General features: G+C 56.6%; 19 protein-coding genes and 1 pseudogene. 10 read left to right on the forward strand and 10 right to left on the reverse strand.

Going from position 1 to position 24,013, the window contains the following annotated elements:
• Window positions 1–213: pseudogene (locus EC836_RS24970) on the forward strand (IS110 family transposase); the annotation flags it as partial.
• A 656-nt stretch (window positions 214–869) separates the two neighbouring features.
• Complete coding sequence (locus EC836_RS11605) at window positions 870–1,763, forward strand: LysR family transcriptional regulator (RefSeq protein WP_123333201.1); 894 nt, start codon at window positions 870–872, stop codon at window positions 1,761–1,763.
• 44 nt (window positions 1,764–1,807) lie between these two features.
• Here the strand turns inward: EC836_RS11605 and EC836_RS11610 are convergent, their stop codons facing one another.
• The 3 genes from EC836_RS11610 to EC836_RS11620 form a co-directional block, all read right to left on the reverse strand.
• Entirely contained in the window at window positions 1,808–3,586 is a 1,779-nt protein-coding gene (locus EC836_RS11610) for a cold-shock protein (protein ID WP_123333203.1), read from the reverse strand.
• Window positions 3,587–3,671: 85 nt separating this feature from the next.
• Complete coding sequence (locus EC836_RS11615; RefSeq protein ID WP_123333207.1) at window positions 3,672–4,424, reverse strand: DNA-binding transcriptional regulator YciT; 753 nt, start codon at window positions 4,422–4,424, stop codon at window positions 3,672–3,674.
• 124 nt (window positions 4,425–4,548) lie between these two features.
• Complete coding sequence (locus EC836_RS11620) at window positions 4,549–5,808, reverse strand: DUF1479 domain-containing protein (RefSeq protein WP_123333209.1); 1,260 nt, start codon at window positions 5,806–5,808, stop codon at window positions 4,549–4,551.
• 187 nt (window positions 5,809–5,995) lie between these two features.
• Between EC836_RS11620 and EC836_RS11625 the strand changes: the two genes are divergently transcribed.
• Entirely contained in the window at window positions 5,996–6,220 is a 225-nt protein-coding gene (locus tag EC836_RS11625) for a hypothetical protein (protein ID WP_123333211.1), read from the forward strand.
• A 104-nt stretch (window positions 6,221–6,324) separates the two neighbouring features.
• Here the strand turns inward: EC836_RS11625 and EC836_RS11630 are convergent, their stop codons facing one another.
• Window positions 6,325–7,317 carry a LacI family DNA-binding transcriptional regulator gene (locus EC836_RS11630; RefSeq protein ID WP_123333213.1) on the reverse strand — a complete coding sequence of 331 codons (993 nt, stop codon included), beginning with the start codon at window positions 7,315–7,317 and terminating at the stop codon, window positions 6,325–6,327.
• A 498-nt stretch (window positions 7,318–7,815) separates the two neighbouring features.
• Between EC836_RS11630 and EC836_RS11635 the strand changes: the two genes are divergently transcribed.
• The 6 genes from EC836_RS11635 (at window position 7,816) to EC836_RS11660 (ending at window position 16,746) form a co-directional block, all read left to right on the forward strand.
• On the forward strand, window positions 7,816–9,405 hold the full coding sequence (locus EC836_RS11635; RefSeq protein WP_123333920.1) for an acyl CoA:acetate/3-ketoacid CoA transferase: 1,590 nt from the start codon (window positions 7,816–7,818) through the stop codon (window positions 9,403–9,405).
• Window positions 9,398–10,183, forward strand: coding sequence for an enoyl-CoA hydratase/isomerase family protein (locus EC836_RS11640; RefSeq protein ID WP_123333215.1), 786 nt, complete (start codon window positions 9,398–9,400; stop codon window positions 10,181–10,183). The genes EC836_RS11635 and EC836_RS11640 overlap by 8 nt, the downstream gene beginning before the upstream one ends.
• 1 nt (window position 10,184) lies before the next feature.
• Window positions 10,185–11,705, forward strand: a complete 1,521-nt coding sequence (locus tag EC836_RS11645; protein WP_123333217.1) for an aldehyde dehydrogenase family protein — start codon at window positions 10,185–10,187, stop codon at window positions 11,703–11,705.
• 72 nt (window positions 11,706–11,777) lie between these two features.
• Window positions 11,778–13,382, forward strand: coding sequence for a GMC family oxidoreductase (locus tag EC836_RS11650; protein WP_123333219.1), 1,605 nt, complete (start codon window positions 11,778–11,780; stop codon window positions 13,380–13,382).
• A gap of 31 nt (window positions 13,383–13,413) precedes the next feature.
• Complete coding sequence (locus EC836_RS11655) at window positions 13,414–14,643, forward strand: MFS transporter (RefSeq protein WP_233599277.1); 1,230 nt, start codon at window positions 13,414–13,416, stop codon at window positions 14,641–14,643.
• A 27-nt stretch (window positions 14,644–14,670) separates the two neighbouring features.
• Window positions 14,671–16,746: an FAD-binding protein gene (locus tag EC836_RS11660; protein ID WP_123333221.1), complete on the forward strand. Its 2,076-nt coding sequence runs from the start codon at window positions 14,671–14,673 to the stop codon at window positions 16,744–16,746.
• A 65-nt stretch (window positions 16,747–16,811) separates the two neighbouring features.
• Here EC836_RS11660 and EC836_RS11665 read toward each other — a convergent pair whose 3' ends face one another.
• Entirely contained in the window at window positions 16,812–17,489 is a 678-nt protein-coding gene (locus tag EC836_RS11665) for a type 1 glutamine amidotransferase domain-containing protein (protein WP_123333223.1), read from the reverse strand.
• A gap of 131 nt (window positions 17,490–17,620) precedes the next feature.
• A complete protein-coding gene (locus EC836_RS11670; RefSeq protein ID WP_123333225.1) occupies window positions 17,621–18,679 on the reverse strand; it encodes a YeiH family protein in 1,059 nt (352 codons plus the stop codon).
• Between the two features lie 413 nt (window positions 18,680–19,092).
• On the opposite strand from EC836_RS11670, the gene EC836_RS11675 reads away from it, so the two are divergent.
• Window positions 19,093–19,839 carry a GntR family transcriptional regulator gene (locus EC836_RS11675; protein ID WP_123333227.1) on the forward strand — a complete coding sequence of 249 codons (747 nt, stop codon included), beginning with the start codon at window positions 19,093–19,095 and terminating at the stop codon, window positions 19,837–19,839.
• On the opposite strand, the gene EC836_RS11680 is transcribed toward EC836_RS11675, so the two are convergent.
• The 4 genes from EC836_RS11680 to EC836_RS11695 form a co-directional block, all read right to left on the reverse strand.
• Window positions 19,826–20,821 (reverse strand): Ldh family oxidoreductase, encoded by a 996-nt coding sequence (locus EC836_RS11680; RefSeq protein WP_123333229.1) that lies wholly within the window; start codon window positions 20,819–20,821, stop codon window positions 19,826–19,828. The two genes, EC836_RS11675 and EC836_RS11680, sit on opposite strands and share 14 nt — an antisense overlap.
• Window positions 20,818–22,131: a C4-dicarboxylate transporter DctA gene (gene dctA, locus EC836_RS11685; RefSeq protein WP_370347743.1), complete on the reverse strand. Its 1,314-nt coding sequence runs from the start codon at window positions 22,129–22,131 to the stop codon at window positions 20,818–20,820. Before dctA ends, EC836_RS11680 begins: the two co-directional genes overlap by 4 nt.
• A 92-nt stretch (window positions 22,132–22,223) precedes the next feature.
• Complete coding sequence (locus EC836_RS11690) at window positions 22,224–23,393, reverse strand: UxaA family hydrolase (RefSeq protein ID WP_199735132.1); 1,170 nt, start codon at window positions 23,391–23,393, stop codon at window positions 22,224–22,226.
• Window positions 23,394–23,395: 2 nt separating this feature from the next.
• Window positions 23,396–23,680, reverse strand: coding sequence for a UxaA family hydrolase (locus EC836_RS11695; RefSeq protein ID WP_105591934.1), 285 nt, complete (start codon window positions 23,678–23,680; stop codon window positions 23,396–23,398).
• Between the last annotated feature and the right edge of the window lie 333 nt (window positions 23,681–24,013).

The raw sequence follows: 24,013 nt of genomic DNA on the forward strand, positions 1-24,013 counted from the left end.
GGCCCTCCACGCCTGAGGGCGAAGCTTTTTATCTGTGCCCTTGTGGCGATGAAGCACAATCGTCCACTGAAGGTTATGTACGAACGCATGCTGGCGAATGGCAAGTGCAAGATGTCAGCGCTGGGTGCAGTAATGCGCAAACTGGTTCATCAGTGCTATGCGGTACTCAGGCATCAGTGCAATTTTGATGAAAATATCGGCGCGGCAGGTTGATATTCAAGACGGTAGCTGTTCAAGCCCGGCCTGAGCGCAGCATCCATGCTGCGCTCTCCTGGCCCAATGCCTTCACCTCAGCGCTGCGGATTATCCTGCAGCCGCCGAGGCCGGGCCCCTTATACCATTACCATCGCTGTTTTAAAGGTCGCGTGTTCGTTAATTTTAAGTGCCAGTGCCAGTGGCCTTTTTTCAAACAGGCAACGCATAAGTAATAAGCAGACTGGCCGGGGGACCGAACGGGCAATCCACAGCGCCGAACGTAGCGAGGAAGCCAGGATTCGGCCACACGGACGTGGCAGAAAGTCACAGCCGCGCAGGACGCGCGTCTGTGGCGGTCCGACCGGCTGACAAGCGAAGTGAGGGCACCGCAAAGCGGCGCGAGGACCCGCCCGTTCGGTCCCCCGACCAGACTAAGCATTCACTAAAATCGCAGTCATCACGTCGTACAGGAATCCGCAGTTAACTCAGCCAGCCAATTCAGTCATCAAGTTTGCCGACATCCTACGTCACGCCCTGATAATGACTCATCTCACAGAAATCCTTCATAAAACTCCCTACCAGGATGTTGAATATCTCACCCCACCGGCGTTAAAGTTCGATATACAAAACCGCATCATGGCAGGGTTCTGATATCCACAGCCTATCGAGAAAAAATGATTAACTTTCGCATCATCCGCCATATGTGGCTGTTCCTTGCCGTGGCAGAAGAAAAACACTTTGGCCGTGCGGCAAAGAAACTGGGTATGACGCAGCCTCCCCTGACCCAGCAAATTCAGGTGCTGGAACAGTCGCTGAAAGTTCAGCTGTTCGACCGTTCGAAAAGAAACGTGCAGCTCACACCGGTCGGTTTAGCGATCCTTCCGGCGGTGAAGAAATTTGCGGAGCAGGTGGAGCGGCTTGAGGTGGCAATTAACGAAGCCGTGGCGGGGCACAGCGGGGTGCTGACGATTGGCGCCATCAGCGCCGCAATGCTGGACGTGCTGCCCGGCTACATTCGCCGGATGAAGGCGCTGAACCCGGATATCGTGATTTCCATAAAGGAGATCGACAGCGCTGAGGCAATTCCGGCGCTGCAGAACGGTGAAATTGACCTGGCATTCGCCCGTCTGACCGGCGAGCAGGGGGAAGGGATTGAATCGCTGCCGATCTCCAGCGCGGAGCTGGTGGTGACGCTACCGCACGATCACCGGCTGGCCGGGCAGAACCGAATCAGCCTGCGCTCGCTGATGAACGAAGAGTGGGTGATGTTCTATCGCTACCTCAACCCCGGGTATTTTGACAGCATTATCACCGCCTGCCGCAGTGAGGGCTTTTCGCCGCGCATCCTCCATGAGGTTCGCTCCGTTGCCTTACAGATCGCGTTCGTCGGCTGCGGGCAGGGTATTGCGCTGGTTCCTTCCTCGCTGAAACATCTGTCGCTCACCAGCGTGGTGACGCTGCCGCTGGAAGAGCGCATTGAAGTGGTCACCACGGCGGTGGCCTGGTCTTCTGCCCGCCAGAATCCGCTGGTGGAACGATTTGTGGAACTGGTGAAAGGGGATGCGTAGGACTTAACAGCAGTATCGATATAAATGCCGTCAATCCCTACGCTTTACGGGATGTAGTACGGTGAACCGCTATAGATGCGCTCGTACTTCACTTCTTCCGATTCGCCGTTATTGACGTTGCCATATTTTTCCTGGTGATGCGTGCAGCAGGAGCCACAGGAGGTACAGATATAGCGGCCTTCGTCGCATTTCTCGGTCAGATCGCGGGCGTCAATAATCTCGCTGCATTTATAGCCAATGCAGTGGTTGATGTAGTGGCTGATATTGAATTGCTCGCAGCCGTGGCTGGCGCACTTAAATACCGTCAGACGATAGGCCGCCTGGAAGGGTCTGCGGACAAATCCTTTGCTTTCCGGGTCCCACACCGTGGCCTCAACGCGGGAGTATTTCATATTGGGGACCATCAGCAGACCGCAGCTGCGGCAGCAGAGGCGCGCAAACAGCTCCCTGATGCGGTTGAAGTAACCGGCCAGCCTGATTGGGAAATCACGTTTCGACGGCTCGCCCGCGACAAGGTACTGCATGCCGTAGTGGGCCAGCCAGTCATAGATCGAGAAATCCACAAACGCTTTACTGAGATCGGGCAGGACGCGTGGTTCATCGCAGACTTTCGAGCGGCAGAGGAAGCGGTTTTCCGTTGAACCGTCGGCCTGTTTTGCCCGCCAGTGGAAGGCTTCGCAGGACAGCCTGATGTGCCGGAAACGTTTCTGCAAGGATGCACACTGCGGGAACAACCTGAAAATGGCGGGATGGCCAGCGGTAAACTGACCCGACAGCAGGGCCTGCCAGATTTCATGCAGGATCACGCTCTGGATCACCGTATCGTCGTTGCGGCCAATCAGCGGCAGCAGTTTAGCGAGAATAAAAAATTCCGGGATAGCGGAGAGCGTGGGGCTGGCCTCGATATCGCTGACGAAGCTGAAATCCTTGCGGAACATCTTCTGCTTCAGCAGGCAGGGGGTGATAAAGTCCCTGAATACCGGATGCCGGTAATAGTCCGCTTTTGACGCAAAGGCGCGTGGATAAGCTTCACGAACATACTGCTCTACCGCCATTTTATTCTGGCCGAAGCTCCGCAGGATAAACTCTTCAATATCACTGCCGCGATGTTCCAGGATCGTTTTACCCGGCAGGCAGTTGAAAAACGCCAGATAGAGCGTGGCGCTGAGCGAAATATTTCCGAGAAGCTTTCTTATCAACGCGGCCTGAACGACGGAAGGGGTAGGATGATCCTCGGTCCATTTCTTCACCCACGCGGCAAACTGGTCGATATGCGCATCAATAAATGCGCGCGGCAGGACGGTCGGGGAAATCTGTAGCGCGATCAGATCGTTAAAATCTTTGTCGGCGGCAATAGCCTCAAACAGTTCGGCAGAGTGCTGCCGCTGCTGGAACAGCGCGAGCAGATGGTAGGGCGCGATGCCGCTGGAAGCCAGCCTGCTGACGACGTTTTTTCCCCAGGCCCGAGTAAAGCAGGTAATGACTTTTTCGCGCTGTGCCCAGCCGTCGAAATAAATTTTTTCCGGGCCAAAAGCGCTAAAATAGTCGACCAGCCGATCGGCGGTTTCGGCCGTCTCCAGTAGATGGACCTTATACGCGCTGGGTTTAGCGTGTTTACCGACGCCTTCGCGAAACAATACCGGCGAGTTTTCCTCGGGAAGCTGGCTGCCGACGAGGTCACTTTTGTGAAAAAACAGCTCGGCTCCGCTTTCTGATTGCAGAAAACCGAACTGGTTCTCTTTGCCGGTCTTATTGTTCAGGCCGCCGTACCAGAGCACGCTGCCCAGATACCACCTGTCACTCCCCGTAGAGTTTACGGCCATACTGCTGATTCCTTATTTGATGTCGCCATGCCCGCCCAGCGGTGTGTCCTTTACGTCTGAGTAAAGGACGTCATCCACTTCGACGCTAGCGGCGCTGTGCAACAATATCCAGCTGATATTTTTGCTTAATCAGCGTGTTACGGATCTCAGGCGCCAGGCCGTCATCGGTAATGATCTGACTGAAAGTGTGTTCGATCGAGATGGGATAGGGGTGGACGCTGCCGAACTTGGACGAGTCCGTCAGCGCGATGGTCCAGGTGCCTCTGGCCATCACCGCATTCACCACGTCGCAGCGCATCATATTGCGGCCGGTAAAGCCGGTGTCCGCGTGCCAGCCGTCCACGCCGATAAAGGCCTTGTGGAAGTTAAGCTGCTGGATGCAGTAGCGGGTTAACGGTCCGACAACGGACTCGCTGCTTTTCTGATACTGGCCGCCGAGGATCACCACTTCGCACTGCGAGTCGCGCAGCAGGTGGGCGATAAAGTGGCTGACGGTGATAATCGTCAGATCGCTGCGTGAGGCGAGTGCGCGGGCCAGCAGGGCATTGGTGCTACCGCCTTCAATAAAGATCGCTTCGCCGTCGCCGATCTGCGAGGCGGCAAATTCGGCCAGCCCCTGCTTGATTTTGTAGCGGGTCTGCATGCGGGAATTGACGTCATCGCTGTCGGGCGCCACGGCGGAGCCATGAACGCGCTTCAGGAAATTATCGCGTTCCAGCGCGTTGAGATCCTGGCGGATAGTGACTTCGGAAACGCCGGTCAGCTGCGCCAGTTCGCTGACGCTGATGCTGCCTCTTTCGTTCACCAACTGGATGATCTGTTCGTGTCTGCTGTTCATTCAGGCCTTGATAAGGCTGGATTAATTCGCCCCAGTCTAACAGATATTCTTGATGGCATACCACGTCTGCACCAGGTGTCCTGCGTGCGGCTGGCCCAAACCTCCAGACCAGCCGTTTTGGTTCTTAATCCAACCCGAGGCTACGCTTGCCGATAGTATTCAAATCGGCAGTGGTAAAGCGCTGCTGCCAGTCGCGTTCGTAGTCTTCTCGCGGGAAATCGTCCGGTGAAGTGCCTTGGTCCAGCGCCTGCGCCACGTTGTGTGCGTAGGCCAGATTCTTCTCACAGAGCGGTGCGGCGGGGATATACATCACGTTGCCCCAGCCCTGCTGTTCGGTTACCGGGGCCACCGAGTGGATCACATCGCAGTGCCACCAGACCGAATCGCCCGCCTGCAGTGACGGTATCGAACTCAGCCCCTCAATCAAATCAGGATGCCACTGCGGTGAAACCGGCAGAACTTTGCCCGGTGCCACGCCGCACAGTTCATCCTCCGGCACGTCGTCCAGCAGCGGCCGCAACAGGACATAGGCCATCGCTTCCGGCACCGGTACCACGTGCAGCAGCCCCTGGCCCTGCTGCATATCCGACAGCGCGGTCCAACCCTGGAAGGTGCGGAAGGCGGAACATTTGGTAGTATTATCAACATCATATTCATGAACCTCGGTACGATGCGCCGCATCCCACGGGTCGTACGCGTCAAACTGATTGTTGAATATTTTGCTGAAAACCTGCTGATAGGCGGGCAGCAGCCAGCGCTCCAGCGCGCCGGAGTCGGTATGTGCGCCCAGCCCTTTCGAGGTGGTTCCCGGCAGGCGGCGGCGAATTCGGTCTGGATAGATGATGCTGACGTCCGGGTTAAACCACTTCACTCCTTCCGATTCGAATTTCCACAGGCGATTAAGGAACGACTGCGTTTCAGCCATCGCCTCACTTTGCCGCGCTTCCATCTGCGCGGTGGACCAGTAAATCGGGTAAATCTCCGGTCGTGATGCCTCAAGGCTGCCAAAGAACGTATCGCCCGGTCCGCGGTACTGCGCATCGAAATCGTTGCGGTCGAGGTAGTCGAGCATGGAGGTATCCCACGCCAGAGTTTTATCCCGTGGGAAGGTTTGCTTCACCACCACGCAGCCACGCCGCTTGATCGCTGCGATTTGTTCCGCAGTGACGCGTTTTTCGGCGATATCCGCCCAGTTAATCACCGGCCAGGCCGTGCCGTTCTCGGCCTCTTCTGCCCTGGCGCGTGAGATTTCAGTCGTAATCTTGTGTTTAACCTGGGCAAAAAGCCCTTCCACGTCACCAATCTGCTGGCGTAGCTGCTTTTTCATCAGCCGGATAAGAGCCTTGTGGTCTTCGGGTAGGGTGTTCGAGGTGAAATTGCTCATCGTGACAGCTCCGCTTCAGGTGTGTTAGTCTTCGAATGAAAGTTTTATTATCTTCGTTCGTAATTATGGCGGTGATTCCAACAAAATTGCAACAAGCCGGAAGTGAGCCGGATCACGGATCGTGAACGCTCCGGATGCGGGACGATCCGCTTTGTTCAGGTCGATAGCGAAACGTGGGGGATAGAAAATGAGTATGTTGAGAAACAGCGCGCACTATTTCCGCGACTACTTCAGGCTGTCCGCAGCCGACAGTGGCCGTATCTGGCAGGGGTTCAGCCCGGAGGCACGCTACGGCTATTTAGCGGCGCTATTACAGTGGTCGGCGGATGAAACCGATGACAACGGGCTGAGTAATGAGAAGCGAAGCAGGCAGCGGCATGAAAATGATGGCGGTGACAGGCGGACAAAATAAGCCGACTTCGTTTGTGCTCTGTTAAAAACTACCTGAAGCCTGAAGCCTGAAGCCTGAAGCCTGAAGCCTGAAGCCCGATCGCCGGACAGCAGAGGGTTTTGGCTTCAGCCGCCAGCGCCGCAGGATTTGCGGATAATCAGCTCGGGCTTCAGCAAAGTGTGCGTAAAGGGAGCGGCGGGATCTTTCAGCCGGTTAAGGAGTATCTGGCTGGCCAGTTCGCCAACTTTGTGGCTTTGCAGGGCAACGGTGGTCAGCGGTGGATTGGTAAAGGCGGTATTCGCCACACCATCGCTGCCGACCACGGCAATATCCTTGCCGGCAATCAGGCCCTGTTCCCCGATTTCACTGAGTACACCGGTGGCAATCAGATCGTTATAGCAGACCACCGCCGTCGGGCGATCGCTAAGCTGCAATAGCTGCTTCATCGCTTCTTTGCCGCCTGCCATGCTGATTTTACTCTCTACGATCCACGACGGATTGATGCTAAACCCGTTGTTCAGCAGACAGTGCTCGTAGCCATCCTGGCGAACAACGCTGACGGAGTTAATACGATTGCGGCCGATAAAGGCAATTTTTTGATGACCGAGGTCAATCAGATGCTGCGTGGCTAGCTTGATGCCTTCGTAGTTATCACAGCCGATAAAATCGGAGTCTTCACCTTCTAACGGGCGCATCACGGTGACAAACGGCAGTTTCCAGCTTTTCAGCGTTCGGGTGAGTCCCGGCGGTGTGCTGAGCGCCGGGCAGAGGATTAGTCCTGCAGCCTTTTGCTCACGCATCGAGTTAAGAACCTGTTCCTGAAGCGGAATATCTTCCCCGGTATGGGAGAGCAGGGTGATAAATCCCGATTCCAGCAGGCGGCGTTCGGCACCGATCAGCAGCTCAACAAAGAAGGAGTTGGTAAGATCGTTCACCACCATCGCCACAACGTTGCTGGTTCCCTGTCGCAGGCTGGCCGCGCTGCGGTTATAGACGTAACCGATGCTTTCAGCCGCCAGTTTTACCTTTGCCGCCGTTTCCGGCTTCACCAGTTCGCTGTTGTTCAGCACAAGTGAGACAGTAGATTTGGACACGCCAGCAGCGCGAGCTATATCCATGATTGTCACTTTACCGTCACCCGTAGGAAGTCTCACTCTGTAACCTCAAGAAAAAATTTCCCTAAGAGTAATCGCGGTACTGGTCAAAATCCACCTTTCCCCCTGCGGTATCCCCAATTAATGCCCTGCAAGTGAACGCGCTTACAAGAAGTTTGCGACGAAGATCATATTTTGGATCTTATCTGTTATGGCGGATTGACTCTTTATGATGCCATCTATAGTGTTTTGGAACGTTCCAAAAGAAATTGGAACGATCCAATTTTAGATTTGTTTGGTTTTTTTATGCCGAAATGAGCACAGGATTTGAAGTGGCTCCGCATCATGCATAAACCAGTCAGAGCAAGAGGTGGTTAATTATGTTCATGTTTTACATCATTAATTTTGTTTTATCTCAACAAAGATTGGTTCTGGTTGAAGAAGGGGATGAGTAGGAATAGCGCGGATTCGTGAAGGGAAATGTATGTTTTACCGATTTTAATCAAACAATAAGTGAACGCGATGAAAAAACTACTCACTGCTGACGAAGCCGCTGCGCTGGTCGGCGATAATGCTTCGGTCACCGTCAGTTCGGCCAGCGGCCTGAACTGCCCGGATGCGGTGCTGGCTGCGCTGGGCAAGCGCTACAAAAATGAAGGGAAACCGGTCAACCTTACCATGATCCACCCGATTGCCGCGGGGGATATGTACGGCATTCCGGGGATTGAGCATCTTGCCCAGGCCGGACTGCTGAAAAAAGTGATCGCAGGTTCGCTGCCCAGCGGCCCGTCATCCTTACCGATGCCGGAAATCTGGCGAATGATTATCGACAACGAAATCGCCGGTTACAACGTACCCAGCGGCGTGCTGTTCGATCTGCATAAGGACGCGGCGGCAAAACGTCCCGGCGTTCTGACCAAAGTGGGTCTGGATACCTTCGTTGACCCGGATCGTCAGGGCTGCGCGATGAACGAACTTGCCGCCGCGGAACCGCTGGTCAGCAAAGTTGATTTTTCCGGTCAAACCTGGCTGCACTTCCATCCGCTGGTGCCGGATGTGGCAATTATTCGCGCCACCACCGCTGACGAGCGTGGCAACCTGTCCTTTGAACATGAAGGTGGTGTGCTTGGCGTGGTGGAACAGGCGCTGGCGGTGAGAAACAACGGCGGCACGGTGATTGCGCAGGTCAAGCGCCTGACCAAAGCCGGCACGCTGAAACCGCACCATGTCCATGTGCCCTGCAACCTGGTGGACCATATTGTGGTGGCTCCGGACCAGATGCAGACCACCATGATTGCCTACGATCCGGCGATCAGTGGCGAAATATTCCACCCGGAAAGCAGCTTTGAAGTGCCGGAGTGGGGAACGGAAAAACTGATTGCCCGCCGCGCCGCCATGCAGCTGAAAAAAGGCATGACCGTTAACCTCGGCTTTGGTATTTCCGCCAACGTTCCGCGTATTCTGCTGGAAGAAGGAATGAACGGCGAGGTGACCTGGGTGATTGAGCAGGGTGCGGTGGGCGGCATGCCGCTGCTAGGCTTCGCCTTTGGCTGTGCGGCCAACGCTGACGCGATCGTCCCGGCATCCACCCAGTTCACCTATTTCCAGGGCGGCGGTTTCGATCTGGCAATGCTGTCATTCCTGCAGATCGACCGCTTCGGCAACGTGAACGTGTCGAAACTCCCTGGCAAACCTTACCTGACCGCCGGCTGCGGCGGCTTTGTCGACATTACCACCCATGCGAAAAAACTGGTGTTCTCCGGATTCTTTAAAGCCGGCGCCAGGCAGCGGATTGAGGGTGGGGAACTGGTCATCGATCAGGAAGGCAAAATGCGCAAGCTGGTTAACGATGTCGATCATGTGACGTTCAGCGGCCGGATGGCGCTGGAACGCGGACAGGACGTTATCTATGTCACCGAGCGCTGCGTGATGCAACTGACTAAAGACGGGCTGATGGTTACGGAAATCGCGCCAGGCATGGATTTGACCCGGGACGTGCTCGAGCAGGCCGACTTCCCGCTGCGGGTAGCTCAGAACCTGAAGATTATGGATCCTCGTATGTTTTACGACGCGGTAATGGGACTGGAACTACCGGAGGTGACCCATGGCTGAAAATATGGGCAGCGTCACGCTGGAGACGCGCGGCACGATTGCCATTGTTACGCTGAATCGCCCTGAAAAGCTCAACGCGCTGACGCCTTTTATGCTGAGCGAACTGGCGCGGATTGCGGATGAGATTGAAGAGCATCCTGTGCTGCGTGCCGTGGTGCTGACCGCAGGCGGGGAACGCGCTTTCTGCGTGGGTGCGGATATCAAAGTCTGGTCATCGCTGGAAGCGTTGGATATGTGGCGCAACTGGGTGCGTAAAGGCCATCGTGTTTTCGACCGCTGGGCCACGCTCAGAATACCGGTCATTGCGGCAATCAATGGCCACGCTTTTGGCGGCGGGCTCGAACTGCTGGCAACCTGCGATATTCGCGTCACCGATCCGGCGGCCACTTTCGCCCTGCCGGAAGCGGGGATTGCTACCTGTCCGGGATGGTCAGGCACCCAGCGTCTGGTGCAGCTTATCGGCCCAGGGCAGGTGAAATATATGGCACTGACCGGCATCCGCATCAACGCCGACCGCGCGTATGAGACGGGCCTGGTACAGGAAATCAGCGAGCCGGGCAACGTGCTGGCAACGGCTATTGCCCTGGCGGAGAAGATCAGCGAGCAGGCACCGGTTTCCGTTCAGCTGACCCGGCAAATTATCGATGCTGGCGCAGGAACGGATACGGCGATGGCGCTGGAGTCCATTGCCGGTGCGCTGGCAGCAACCACACGTGATGCGAAAGAAGGACTGGCGAGTTTTTCTGAGCGGCGTAAAGCAGAATACCTGGGAGAATAAGATGACCACTTTTTTAACCGCAGATCAGTCAGTCCTGAACGGTTACCGGCCTTATCACGGCACTATGCTGATTAACGGAGAGTTTCGTGACTCAGTTGGCGGCAAGCGTATCGACCGCATCGGGCCTGCGCACGGCATCATCGCCGGAACCTATGCTGACGGCAGCGCGGAGGACGCCCTGCTGGCCATTTCTGCGGCGCGCCGGGCGTTTGATGAAGGAACATGGACGGCGTTTACCGCGAAAGAGCGCGCGGAGCTGCTGCTGAAGATTGCCGACGGCATTGCGCAGCGCAGTGAAGAGATGGCGATTATCGAATGTCTTGAGACCGGTAAACCGCTGGCGCAGGCGCGCGGCGAAGTGTCCGGCTGCGTGGATTTATGGCGCTATGCCGCCTCGCTGGCCCGCACGCTGCACGGTGAAAGCTACAACACGCTGGGCGACCAGATGCTGGGCCTGGTGCTGCGCCAGCCGGTGGGTGTGGTATCGATGATCACGCCGTGGAATTTCCCTATCTGGATACTGAGCCAGAAGCTGCCGTTTGCGCTGGCGGCGGGCTGTACCGTAGTGATTAAACCGAGTGAGTTCACCAGCGGAACCACGCTGATGCTGGGCGAGATTCTCACCGATGCGGGCGTGCCTGCGGGCGTCGTCAACATTGTCACCGGCCTGGGCACTAACGTGGGCAGCCCGCTGGTGGATCACGACGATGTCGACATGGTGTCGTTTACCGGTTCCACCCGGGTAGGCAGGCATATCGCGGCGGAAGCCGGGCGCAAGCTGAAGAAAGTCTCGCTGGAACTGGGGGGCAAAAATCCGCAAATCATCTTCCCGGACTGCGATTTTGACGCGGCGGTTGATGCGGTGGTGTTTGGCGTCTATTTCAACGCCGGTGAATGCTGCAACAGCGGCAGTCGCGTGCTGGTACATCAGGATATTGCTGAGAAGTTTACCCGCGCGGTGGTGGAAAAAGCCCGCCGGGTGAAGGTCGGCGATCCGCTGCATCCCGAGGTCAGGGTCGGTTCCATTATCAATGATAACCAGATGGCGGTGATTGAAGACGCTATCCGCTCGGCCCGTGAAGACGGCGCTGAAATTCTGCTCGGCGGTGAGCGGGTAACGGGCGGGCAGGGACTGTTTATGGCCCCCACCGTGGTCGGTGGCGTGAAGGCAGAGATGCAGATTGCACAGGAGGAAGTATTTGGTCCTGTATTAGCCATTCTGACCTTTGCCGATTATCAAGAGGCAATCAATATTGCCAATAACACGCTGTACGGACTTTCCGCCGCCGTGTGGAGCAAGGATATTGATATATGCCTGGAAGCCGCGCGGAAAATTAATGCCGGTACGGTCTGGGTCAATACCTTCCTTGACGGTACGCCGGAATTACCGTTTGGCGGATTTAAACAATCCGGTCTGGGGCGTGAATTAGGCAAGAGCGCGGTAGAAGATTATACTGAGCAGAAAACCGTGCAATTACATATTGGCGCCAGAACCAACTGGTGGATAAATAACGCCAGCTGATTCAATTCTTGAATTAAATAATAATGCGGCCATCCGAATAAGATGGCTGCCGTCTCATGACGTGAGGTCAACGTGGAATACGATTATATTATTATCGGCGGAGGATCTGCCGGTTGCGTTTTGGCGAACCGGCTCAGCGAGGACCCGGCAATTAAGGTGTTGCTGCTGGAGGCGGGCGGGGGTGATACCCATCCGCTGTTCAGCATGCCCGCCGGCTTTGCCAAAATGACCAAGGGCCGTAGCAGCTGGGGCTGGCACACTGTGCCGCAGAAGCATTTGAATAATCGCGTATTAAGATTTACCCAGGCGAAAGTGATTGGCGGTGGATCATCGGTTAACGCGCAGGTTTATACTCGTGGATCGAAACATGATTATGACGAATGGGAACAGGCCTGCGGCGTAAAAAACTGGGCTTATAAAGATGTGCTGCCCTATTTTAAAAAATCCGAAAAAAACCAGCGTTTCGTTAATGAATATCATGATTATCGCGGTCCGCTTGGCGTATCAAATCCCATCAGCCCGTTGCCTATTTGCGAAGCTTTTTTCCAGGCCGGACAGGAATTAAATATTCCCTATAACCCGGACTTTAACGGTGAGCATCAGGGCGGGTTAGGTTATTACCAGCTTACCCAGCTCAATGCTAAACGCTCCTCAACGTCGGTGGCATATTTGCGTCCGGCGCAGTCGCGGCCAAACCTGACCGTGAAGCTGAATACTTTCACCCTGCGCATTTTGCTCGAAGGCAAGCGGGCGACCGGTGTGGAAATTGCCACCGGCAGCGGCGGGACGCAGCAGGTACGCGCTACGCGGGAGGTGATCGTCACCTCCGGTGCCTTTGGTTCGCCTAAGCTGCTGATGCTTTCCGGGATCGGCCCGGCCCGGCATCTGGAAGAGCAGGGTATTACTGTGAAACATGATCTGGCGGGCGTGGGAAGCAATCTGCAGGATCACCTCGACCTGTTCGCTATTGCCGAGTGTACCGGCGACCATACCTACGACCCCTGCCTGAAAATTCATCATGCGGCCTGGGCCGGTTTGCAGTATCTGCTGCTGAAGAAGGGGCCGGTGGCCTCAAGCCTGTTTGAAACCGGGGGGTTCTGGTATCTGGACAGCAACGCGCGGTCACCGGACGTGCAGTTCCACCTGGGGCTGGGGTCCGGCATTGAAGCGGGCGTTGAGCAGATGAAAAACTCCGGCGTGACGCTGAACTCCGCATTCCTGCGCCCGCGCTCGCGCGGCACGCTGCGGCTGGCGAGCGGCAATCCGGCCGATGCGCCGCTGATCGATCCCAACTACTGGGCGGACCCTTACGATCGCGAAATGTCACTGCGCGGCCTGAAGCTGGTGCGTGAAATCCTGTCGCAGGATGCGTTCAAGCCTTACGTGAAGGAAATTCGTCTGCCTTCGCCGCAGATCCGTACCGATGACGAGCTCTTCGAGTATGCCTGCCAGAACGCAAAAACCGATCATCACCCTGTAGGCACCTGCCGCCTGGGTGTAGAGAGCGATCCTGATGCGGTAGTGGATGAGCATCTGAAGGTCTTTGGTCTTGAAGGCCTGCGCATTGCGGATTCATCCGTGATACCACGCGTCCCGAGCAGTAATACCAACGCACCGACCATCATGATTGCCGAAAAGGCAGCGGATGCCATTCTCGGTCGGTTGGGCAGTCACTAAACACTAAAAAAACATCTGCGAAGAGGTCTGTATGAGTATTGATAATAACATCGCTTCTGTTCCTGCATTTAATAATAAGACTGTTTCGGTAAAGCTGGCTTTTGGCATGATCACCTCGTTGTTTTTCCTGTGGGGGCTTTCCCACGGCCTGCTGGATGTTTTAAATAAACATTTCCAGGACTCCTTAAACGTCAGCAAGGCGCAGTCCGGCTATTTGCAGATGGCCTATTACGGTGCTTATTTCCTCGTGGCGATCCCGGTCGGCGCGGTGATGCAGCGTTATGGCTACAAGCTTGGCGTTATCTGCGGATTATTACTGTTTGCCGCTGGCGCGTTATTGTTTGTTCCGGCAACGTCAGTCGGTACGTTTGCCTTTTTCCTGTTTGCGCTTTTTATTCTGGCCTGCGGGCTGGGTTGTCTGGAAACTTCGGCCAATCTGTATGCATCCGTACTGGGGGATGCCGATAATGCTGAACGTCGCCTGAATTTCGCCCAGTCCTTTAACGGTCTTGGCGTGTTTATGGGGCCAATTATCGGCGGTACGCTGTTCTTCGCGCCGGATATCCGCATTGCCGGGCACGACTTTGATCCGGTGATGACCACCTACGTGGTGCTGGCTGCTGTGGTACTGCTGCTGATGGTGGTGTTTATCGTCACCCGCCTGCCGGAAGTTCAGGAAGCACGCGATGACAGCCGCGTCGGTGCTGTTAAGCAGAGTATCTGGAAAAAACCGAGCTTTACCGGCGCGCTGGCCGCCCAGTTCTTTTATATGGCCGCGCACGTGGGGATCGCCTCATTCTTTATCAACTACGCGATTGACCACTGGAAAGGTACCAGCGTGCAGGACGCCTCTTATCTGCTCTCCTGTGCGATGTTGACCTTTATGGTTGGTCGTTTTGTCAGCACCTGGGTGATGAAGTATTTCGCGCCACGCAGCATGTTAATTACCTACAGCATTATTAATATTCTGCTGTGCTCGCTGGCGGTGATGGGGGTGGAAAAAATTTCCGTTATCGGACTGGTGGTGATTTTCTTCTTCCTGTCGATTATGTATCCGTGCATTTTTGCCATGGGGGTGAAAAACCTCGGCGCACAGTCAAAGCGTGCGGGATCTTATCTGGTGATGACATTGGTTGGTGGTGCAATTTCGCCATATCTGATGGGTATGATTGCCGATTACTCCTCAATGGCAACCGCGTTTATTATTCCGGTGTTCAGCTTCGGCGTCATTCTGTTCTATGCCGTGAAGTGTACGCGTTAATTAAATAAAATTTTTGTGGAAAAAAATATGAGTGCTGTTGATCAACAGATTCTGGATAACCTGACGCAGGTATCCTTTCCTAAATCATTTAATAAAGTCCGGGAAAGCGAAATAAGGCATATTAATGGGCTGGATATTCCGTTTTATCACTATGACGCGGTGGTGGTCGGTACCGGGGCTGCCGGTCTGCGTGCCGCTGTGGAGCTGAAGCGAAAAAACGTCAACGTTCTGCTGGTGACATCGGGGCTGTATATGGGGACCTCGGCTTGTTCGGGTTCGGACAAGCAGACGTTGTTTACCGCGGCGACCGGCAAAAATGGTGATAACTTCCATCAGTTGGCGGCGGCGCTGAGTTCCGGCGGCGCGATGGACAAAGATATCGCCTACGTAGAGGCCGTGGGGTCCATACACACTCTGGCGGGGTTGCAGTATCTGGGGCTTGAACTGCCGGAAGACCGATTCGGTTCGATATTGCGCTATCAAACCGATCATGATGAGGCTGGTCGCGCCACCAGCTGCGGTCCGCGTACCTCGCGGCTGATGGTGAAAGTGTTGCTGGAGGAGACGCAGCGCCTGGCGATACCGATGCTGACCGCCACAACGGCGCTAAAGCTGATCAAGCAGCGGGACAGCGCAGGTGTGGAGCACTGTGCCGGTTTGCTGGTCAGCACCGGCAGCGCGATTCACAATCCCTATCGCTTTGGGGTTATCAATGCCGCATCGGTGGTGCTGGCCACCGGCGGGCCGGGGGATATGTATCGCGACAGCGTTTACCCGAAGAAGTGTTACGGTTCGCTGGGGCTGGCGTTGGAAGGCGGACTGAAGTTAGCCAATATTATTGAGAGCCAGTTTGGCATCGGTACGCCACGCACGGCGTTTCCCTGGAATCTGTCAGGGACCTATGTGCAGGTTATCCCTTATATCTATTCGGTGGATGCGCAGGGTAACGAGCATAATTTCCTTGCGCAGTATTATCGCACCACGCAGGAGCTGGCCTCGAACGTCTTTCGCAAAGGCTATCAGTGGCCGTTCCACGCCACGCGCACGCTGGAACACGGCTCCAGCCTGGTGGATATGGCGATTGCCGAAGAGGTGAAAAACGGGCACCGGGTGTATATGGATTTCAACCGCAATCCGCAGCCGGTTCCGGGGGATCTGCCGTTCTCGCTGGCGCGGCTTGATGCGGACGTCAGCAGCTACCTCGCCAATAACGAATGCGCGGCTGAACTGCCCATCGATCGGCTGAAACAGATGAATCCGCTGGCCATCGAGCTTTATGCCATGCACGGCTGTGATATCACGCGCAGCCCGCTGGAATTTGCGGTCAATAATCAGCATATGAACGGCGGTATTGAGGTGGACATCTGGGGGGAAACCAGCCTGGCCGGCTGCTTTGCGCTGGGTGAAGTGGCTGGCACCCATGGCGTCACCCGGCCCGGCGGTGCGGCGCTGAACTCCGGACAGGTATTTGGTGTGCGGGTGGCGCAGAAGGTGGCGCACGACGTGCAGCAGCGCCAGCGGCTGGCCGCGCGTGAAGGGGAAATCGATTATGCGGATGTGATGGCGGATATCATTCAGTGGGCTGAAAAATCACTGTCGGAAGACGCTATCGATCCCGTTGCGCTGAAAACCGAAATTCGTAACCGCATGTCGGACCAGGCCGGATTTGTTGTCGCAGCCGAAGACACGGCAATAGAGCGGCAGCGTGCTGACGTGCTGCTGAACGAGGTGCTGGCGAAAGGCATGAAGCTTTCAAGCCTGACTCGTCTGACCGAAAATCTGCTCTGGCGGCACTTTGCACTGACCTCTGCAGCGGTGATGACCATGCTGAATACCTATATTGAGGCGGGCGGCGGCAGTCGTGGTGCCCGCATTATTCTTGATGAACAGGGCGACTCGGTTCCCGAAGGCCGCAGTGGGCCGATTGAAAAATGGCGTTTTCGTTCTGAAACCACCGCAGTTCAGGACAGTAAATTATTGATAGCCTGGGATGGTAAAGGCTTCCACTCTTCATCGCGACCGGTGAACGATCCGGTTAATTTAAGTAAGGTCTTTTTTGAAAAGAACTGGCCGGATTTCCTGATGGGGAAAATCTACCGCTAATCTTAACGAAAACTGCCGGGCCAGTGACTGGCCCGGCATTCTCACGCGGTTCGAAATGCAAACTTTCAGCCCAGTTTTTTCAGCAGTGCCTTCGCCACGGCTTCCGAACTGGCTGGGTTCTGACCGGTGATCAGATTGCCATCTTCCACCACGAACGGGGCCCAGTCGGCACCTTTCTGATAGTGTGCGCCTGCGGCAATAAATTCATCCTCAATCAGGAGAGGCACCACGTCGGTCAGCTGCACCGCCGCTTCTTCACTGTTGCTGAAGCCGGTCACCTGTTTGCCCTGAACGCGCGGTGCGCCGCCGGTGGATTTCACGTGGCGCAGCACGCCCGGCGCGTGGCAGACAAAGCTGATGGGCTTAGCGGCGCGATCAAAGGCTTCAATCAGCGCAATGGAGTCGGCGGATTCGGCCAGATCCCACAGCGGGCCGTGGCCGCCGGGATAAAATACCGCATCAAAGTCCTGATGGCTGACTGTATCCAGCCTGACGGTGCTGGCCAGCGCCTGCTGGGCGGTGCTGTCGGCCTTGAAGCGATCGGTCATTGCCGTCTGGAAGTCCGGCAGATCGCTTTTGGGATCCAGCGGCGGCTGGCCACCGGCAGGCGAGGCCAGCACCACGTCTGCACCCGCATCCCTGAAGACGTAGTAGGGCGCGGCAAACTCTTCCAGCCAGAAACCGGTTTTTTCTCCGGTATTACCCAGCTCGGCGTGTGAGGTCAGTACCATTAAAATTTTCATTACGGGTTCTCCGATGATCAGATGAATAGCGGATATTGATTAAGCATAGCCGCCACGACGGAAGTTTTGTTCTGATACGGATCGCCCGGGCAGAGAATAGTGAGCGGGTGGCATGCAATACGCTTTACGCCTTAAGCCAGCGCATGATGTACCAGCAGATTGATCGCGCCGCCGCCGATAATCAGCCAGACAAACAGCAGCAACCCCAGTACAAACGGACGGGTACCGGCCTTCATCAGCTGGCTGATACGCGTGCTCAGCCCCAGCGCGGCCATCGCCATCGCCAGCAGCACGTTATCCAGGCTGTTGACGGCGGCGACCAGCGGCAGCGGCAGCAGGTGGAATGAGTTAAACAGCGCCACCACGATAAACATCAGCGCGAACCACGGGAAGACGATGCGCTGTGCCGAAGCGCCGCTCTCCGCTGTGCCCCGGCTGATGAAGATGCTCAGCACCAGCAGGAACGGCGCAAGCATCATCACGCGCAGCATTTTAGCAATCACTGCCGCATTTTCGGTTTCCGGGCTGACGGCGTGGCCTGCGGCCACCACCTGGGCAACTTCATGCATGGTGGAACCGGTGTACACCCCAAACTGCGTTGCGGATATCCCCGGGATCAGCGGTGCAAAGTGATGCCAGATCCACGGATATAGGAAGATCCCGGCGGTACCAAAAATCACTACGGTGGCGACCGCCACGGCGACTTTAGAAGATTCCGCTTTCACTACCGGGGCCGTAGCCAGTACCGCCGCCGCACCGCAGATACTGCTACCCGCGCCGATCAGCCAGGCGGTCTGGCGATCGATACCGAGCAGGCGTGACCCCATATAACTGGCTATCAAAAAGGTGCTGCTCAGCATCACCACATCGACCACCACGCCGCTCAGCCCGACATCCATCACCTGCTGAAAGGTCAGCCGGAAGCCGTAGAGGATAATGCCCAGCCGCAGCAGTTTCTGCTTGGCGAACTGTACGCCCTCATCGCACTGCGGGTGGAGCAGGGGATAAACCGTGTTGCCCAGCACGATACCCACGATAATCGCCAGAGTCAGCGCTCCCAGGCCGAGGCCCGACATCACCGGCTGATTACCCAGCCAGGCGGTGCTGAGTGCAATGGCAAGCGTGAGCAGAATGCCCGGGATAAAGCGTTTTGCCGTGTGTGAATACTGTACCAGCGGGATATCGGTCATGGCTCTCTCCTCATGTATAGGACTGAGGATGCGACGAATCGGTTTGAAAAAACAATTTATTATATCGTTATAACTAATCTGAATATCAGGTAAACGTACAGTTTTCAGGGTATTTAGCCGGCGTAATGAATAGCGCAAGACGGAGATGAGCCGGGCGCAAAAACTAAATTTATTGATAATATTCAGATGAATAAAAATAAAGCTTCTTCGTTTTTACTCCTCGGGCACGGAGGGTTATCCACGCAAATCCGCTTAAGAAGGCCTGCCGGTACAATAGTCGACAGAGTTCACAGTTCCGGTGAAATCTGCCTTTTTGCGCATAATTTCAGCGCGGAAAGATGTCTGCAACTCCTGTATATGTCATAGTATGTCTGTCAAAACTATTCAGCGCCTGTCGGTCGGAGGAAGACAGTATGAATCAGGATATTTCATCATCCGCTGAAGTGAAATCGGCGATATTCCAGCCGCTTTACCTGCAAATCAGCCAGCTGCTGCTGGAAAGAATTGCCTCCGGCGAGTGGCCTGCGGGCACCTATATTCCCAGCGAAGCGAGCCTTGCTGACGCCTACAACGTCAGCATCGGCACGCTGCGCAAGGCGCTGAACGAGCTGGTAAGCAACAACGTGGTGATCCGCTATCAGGGCAAGGGCACCGTGGTGGCCGCCCATGATTCGGACAGCGCGCTGTTTCGCTTTTTTAACGTGCTGCGCGAGAACGGCGAGCGCTCGCTGCCGCTATCCCGGGTGCTGGCGAGGCATTTGCGCTCCGCCTCCGCAGAAGAGGCCGCGGCGCTGGATATTGCGCCGGGCAGCAAGGTGATTCACATCTGGCGGGTACGCGATCTCGACGGAGCGCCGGCGATACTGGAGCACGTTTACGTGGATGCGGCGCGCTTCTCCGGTATGGACCGCGAACCGGAGATCCTGCCGAATACGCTCTATCAGCTGTATCAGCAAAAGTATGCCTGCACGGTGGCTAACGCCCACGAGCAGATTACCGCGGTGAATGCCGGGCCGGATGAGGTACTGCATCTTGATGCCACCGAAGGCGAGGCGCTGCTGCGCATCTGGCGCACGGCAAGGGATTTTCAGGATAAACCGGTTGAGTACCGCGTTTCCACCGTACTCACCCGGCATCACGCCTACTTTAATCAGCTCTGAGGCGCAGCGTTGCCAGCAGCGCTGCGGGCAGGTCCAGCGTCGCGCTGTTCTGCCTGGCGAGAGCCTGGCGCCGCTCCCCGGGCAGACGCACGCCGGGCTGCCCGAGCATCGCCCGAAACAACGCTTCGGTATGCTGCAAATAGCCCGCTGAGAAAAACGCCGGATTCAGTAGCAGCAGCAGCTGGGCGATATGCGGCGGTTCGCCTTCGGCGCTGAAGAATGAACTGGCCTGGAAGCCAAAGTGGCTACCGGTCAGCCCCGCCGTCAGCAGCTCCACCATCAGCGCCAGCGCGGCGCCCTTGGCCCCTCCGGCCGGTGCCATGCTGCCCGCCAGCGCGGCGTCTGCGTCCTGAGTCGGGTTGCCCTGGCGATCGATAGCCCAGCCCAGCGGTATCGCTTCCTTTTTCTGGCTGGCCAGCATGATTTTGCCGCGCGCCACTTCCGACAGCGACAGGTCGATCACCAGCGGCTCTCCCTGCTCGCGCGGTGAAGCAAACGCCACCGGATTGGTGCCGTACAGCGGCGCATTGCCGCCCCAGGGGGCCATCGCCGCCGGACCGTTGCTGAGCGCCAGGCACACCAAACCCTGACGTGCGGCCTGTTCGACGTAGTAGCCCGCCATGCCAAAGTGATGCGAATGACCGATCGCCACGCTGACGATGCCGGACTCCTGCGCCAGCGCCATGCCGCGATCCAGCCCGCGCTGCACGGCGGGGAAGGCCAGCCCGGAATCGGCGTTGACGTTAACCACCGCGCCGCGCTGGCTGATGGAAGGCTGCGCGCGGGCGTTCAGCTTGCCGCTGGCCAGCTGATCGAGGTAGAAAGGCAGCCGGGCAAACCCGTGCGAGGGAATGCCCGCCCGCTCGGCGGCCATCAGCGCCGCACAGGTATCGGCGGCGGCCTGAACTTCCACCCCCAGCTTCAGCAGCGTGCGTTGCCCCAGGCGGGTAAGGTCGTCCAGGGCAATCGTTTCGTGGCTCATCGTGTTGTGCTTCCTTCTTCTTCGGTATCGGGCAGAGGCGCATCCGGCAGGACCATTTTACCGGGTCCGGTCCGCAGCTCTTCCAGCGCCTGGGCCAGGTCCAGCTTATTTTCCCAGCGGGCGATCACCAGCGTGGCCACCACGTTGCCAATCATATTGGTCACCGCGCGCATTTCATTAAGGATCCGGTCTATCCCCAGCACCAGGGTGATCCCCGCCAGGGGAATAATATTATGCGTTGCCAGCGTCGCGGTCAGCGCAATCAGCGCCGCCCCGGCCACCCCCGCGCCGCCTTTGGAGGTCAGCAGCAGGATCACCAGCAGGCCCATCTGCTGCCAAAGGGTAAGGTCCGTATTGGTGGCCTGGGCGATAAACAACGACGTCATGGTGAGGTAAATCGCCGCGCCGTCCAGATTAAAGGAATATCCGGTGGGAAGCACCAGGCCAACGATGGCCCGGTCGCAGCCGAGTTTTTCCATTTTCACCATCAGGCGCGGCAGCACCGACTCGGTGGTCGAAGTACCCAACACGATCAGCAGCTCTTCACGGAAGTAAACGATCAGCCGCCACAGGCTGACGCCGACCAGCTTACAGATCAGGCCGAGCACGCCGCCGATAAACAAGAAGCTGGTGATATACAGGCAGACGATCAGCATACCGAGATGCTGCAGCGAGGTCAGGCCGTATTTACCGACGGTAAAGGCAATTGCGCCAAACGCCCCGAGCGGGGCCAGCCGCATGATCAGCTCCACGATGCGCATCAGCACCTCGCCGCACTGTTCAATGGTCTGGGTCAGGAAGGCGCTGCGGTTAGAGGCCAGCGACAGCGCCACGCCAAACAGCACCGAAAACAGCAGCACCTGCAGCAGATTGCCCTGAGCAAAGGCACCGATCACCGAGTCGGGGATAATCTGCTCAAGGAAACCTTTACTGTGCTCGCTGACGTTAACGTAGTGGCTCATTGCACTGTCGTCGAGCTTCGTGGCATCGACGTTCATCCCCCGGCCGGGCTGCATCACGTTGGCCACCACCATGCCGATAATCAGCGCCAGGGTGGTGATCAGCTCAAAGTAGAGCAGGGTTTTACCCCCCACTTTTCCCACCTGCTTCAGGCTTTCCATGCGGGCAATGCCAATGGCGACGGTGCAGAAGATCACCAGGGTGACCACCATTTTAATCAGACGGATAAAGGTATCGCCAAGGGGTTTCATCTGAACGGCTAAATCAGGAAACGCGTACCCCACAGCAACCCCGGCGACCAGGCCGATGAGGACCTGGACGTACAGGTGCTTGAGAAATCGCATGCGGATGTCCTCGCAGTGCCTGGCGGCGGCGAACCGGGATGGGTTACCGCCGCAGGCGATCGGGAAAGCCATGCCCGCCGGAAGCGGCGGGCGGAAGATTACGCACTTTCGAAGATACGGGTCAGAACAAATTCCCGATGGCCCAGCGCTTCAGCGGCGGTCAGGCGACCGTTGGCGGTACGCATCAGGCACTCCAGCAGCGCGTCGCCCGCGCCGTCCATGGTCATTTCGCGGCGCAGCAGGGCGGAGACATCCACATCAATGTGCTCGGACATCGTTCGCACGGTGCGCGGGTTGGCGCAGATTTTTATCACCGGCAGGATCGGGTTACCGATCACGTTCCCCTGGCCGGTGGGGAAGAAGTGCGCCACATAGCCCGCGGCGGCGCAGAGCGTCACCATTTCGGCGGCGGCGGAGGAGGAATCCATAAACCACAGCCCCGGCCCGGTCGGCGTTTCGGCTTTATCCAGCACGCCGTCCACGGAGCACTTTTTGCCGATTTTCTGGATATTGCCCAGCGCTTTCTCTTCAATGGTGGTCAGCCCGCCTTCGATGTTGCCTTTGGTCGGCTGCGACTCGGAGAGATCGCTGGTCTTCCAGCGGTCGATCATCGCGCTGTAGCGATCGAACATAAACTGGAACTTCGTGCGCACGTCGTCATTGATGCAGCGCGCGGCCACCAGGTGCTCGCCCCCGGTCAGCTCGGAGGTTTCCCCAAACAGCAGCGTATTGCCGTTGGCGTGCAGGCGATCGAACAGGTTGCCCACCGACGGGTTTGCACCGCAGCCGGAGGTGGTATCGGACTCGCCGCACTTGGTCGACACCCACAGCTCGCTGATATCGCATGTTTCGCGCTGCAGTTCAGAGGCGTACTGCGAAAATTCCCGTGCCTTACGCGATGCGGCGCAGATGGTGTTGTGATCCCCGTTCTGCTCAATCCAGAATCCCGCCACCGGCTTGCCCGTGGCTTTAATACCGTCGACCACGCGCTGGGTCCAGCCCGGCTCGATGCCGATGACGATCACCGCCGCCACGTTCGGGTTACAGCCGGTGCCGATCAGCGTGCGGAAGTGCAGCTCCAGATCCTCACCAAACTGCAGGCGACCGTAGGGATGCGGCAGTGCAACGGTGCCTTTAATATTGTTCGCGACCGCTTCCGCCGCGGCGTTGGAGATATCATCCACCGGCAGCACAATCACATGATTGCGAATGCCCACGCGACCGTTTTCGCGGCGATAGCCTGCAAACTTGCTTCCCTGGATTTCCATGATTACCACCTTTTGGTTTTAACGTTGTGAACGTGGAGATGCTCGCCCTGTTTGATTGCCGCCACCACGCGGCCGATGTCTTCGCCGTATTTGATCACCGTGTCATCCACGGCCAGATCGCGAATGGCTAACTTATGGCCAATCGGAATGGCATCTTTCACCGCAAACTCGATCGTTTTGTTTTGATCCATGATCCAGCCCGTCAGTTTCTGGCCTGCTTCCACGCCTTCCACCACGACCACCCCAACAGAATCGCCATCATCATGTACGACAAAATCAATACTCATCACTGCCTCCGCTGTTTGAACAATAATGCAACTCATGTATATGACATATATTACATGACTTGCGGAAAGCAAAATTTTTTTCGCCGCCCGCTTACTTTTTTGCGAGGGACTTCACGAATAAAGGCCGATCGGGGCAGGGGCAGGCGGTGGGAGGCGCCCAACAAAAGTAAATCGATTAAATCGATGATTGATATCACTTTATTGATTAGGTGATAACAAAACCCGCTTAAAATGTGATCGCAGATAAACTTCTGAGGGATGAAGCCGATCGCGATCACTTTTTATACGATTGTTTTTTGCGCTTCGGGGAAATGCTCATTATAGATATAGGTG

It is taken from the genome of Erwinia sp. JUb26, from assembly GCF_003751505.1.
Classification (GTDB): Bacteria; Pseudomonadota; Gammaproteobacteria; order Enterobacterales; family Enterobacteriaceae; genus Erwinia.

Coding starts and splice junctions, on each gene's coding strand:
- EC836_RS11605 (WP_123333201.1), top strand. CDS start 870: ATGATTAACTTTCGCATCATCCGCCATATGTGGCTGTTCCTTGCCGTG.
- EC836_RS11695 (WP_105591934.1), bottom strand. CDS start 23,680: ATGAGTATTGATTTTGTCGTACATGATGATGGCGATTCTGTTGGGGTG.
- EC836_RS11655 (WP_233599277.1), top strand. CDS start 13,414: ATGAGTATTGATAATAACATCGCTTCTGTTCCTGCATTTAATAATAAG.
- EC836_RS11610 (WP_123333203.1), bottom strand. CDS start 3,586: ATGGCCGTAAACTCTACGGGGAGTGACAGGTGGTATCTGGGCAGCGTG.
- EC836_RS11665 (WP_123333223.1), bottom strand. CDS start 17,489: ATGAAAATTTTAATGGTACTGACCTCACACGCCGAGCTGGGTAATACC.
- EC836_RS11680 (WP_123333229.1), bottom strand. CDS start 20,821: ATGAGCCACGAAACGATTGCCCTGGACGACCTTACCCGCCTGGGGCAA.
- EC836_RS11690 (WP_199735132.1), bottom strand. CDS start 23,393: ATGGAAATCCAGGGAAGCAAGTTTGCAGGCTATCGCCGCGAAAACGGT.
- EC836_RS11615 (WP_123333207.1), bottom strand. CDS start 4,424: ATGAACAGCAGACACGAACAGATCATCCAGTTGGTGAACGAAAGAGGC.
- EC836_RS11620 (WP_123333209.1), bottom strand. CDS start 5,808: ATGAGCAATTTCACCTCGAACACCCTACCCGAAGACCACAAGGCTCTT.
- EC836_RS11660 (WP_123333221.1), top strand. CDS start 14,671: ATGAGTGCTGTTGATCAACAGATTCTGGATAACCTGACGCAGGTATCC.
- EC836_RS11630 (WP_123333213.1), bottom strand. CDS start 7,317: ATGGATATAGCTCGCGCTGCTGGCGTGTCCAAATCTACTGTCTCACTT.
- EC836_RS11625 (WP_123333211.1), top strand. CDS start 5,996: ATGAGTATGTTGAGAAACAGCGCGCACTATTTCCGCGACTACTTCAGG.
- EC836_RS11645 (WP_123333217.1), top strand. CDS start 10,185: ATGACCACTTTTTTAACCGCAGATCAGTCAGTCCTGAACGGTTACCGG.
- EC836_RS11640 (WP_123333215.1), top strand. CDS start 9,398: ATGGCTGAAAATATGGGCAGCGTCACGCTGGAGACGCGCGGCACGATT.
- EC836_RS11670 (WP_123333225.1), bottom strand. CDS start 18,679: ATGACCGATATCCCGCTGGTACAGTATTCACACACGGCAAAACGCTTT.
- EC836_RS11675 (WP_123333227.1), top strand. CDS start 19,093: ATGAATCAGGATATTTCATCATCCGCTGAAGTGAAATCGGCGATATTC.
- EC836_RS11635 (WP_123333920.1), top strand. CDS start 7,816: ATGAAAAAACTACTCACTGCTGACGAAGCCGCTGCGCTGGTCGGCGAT.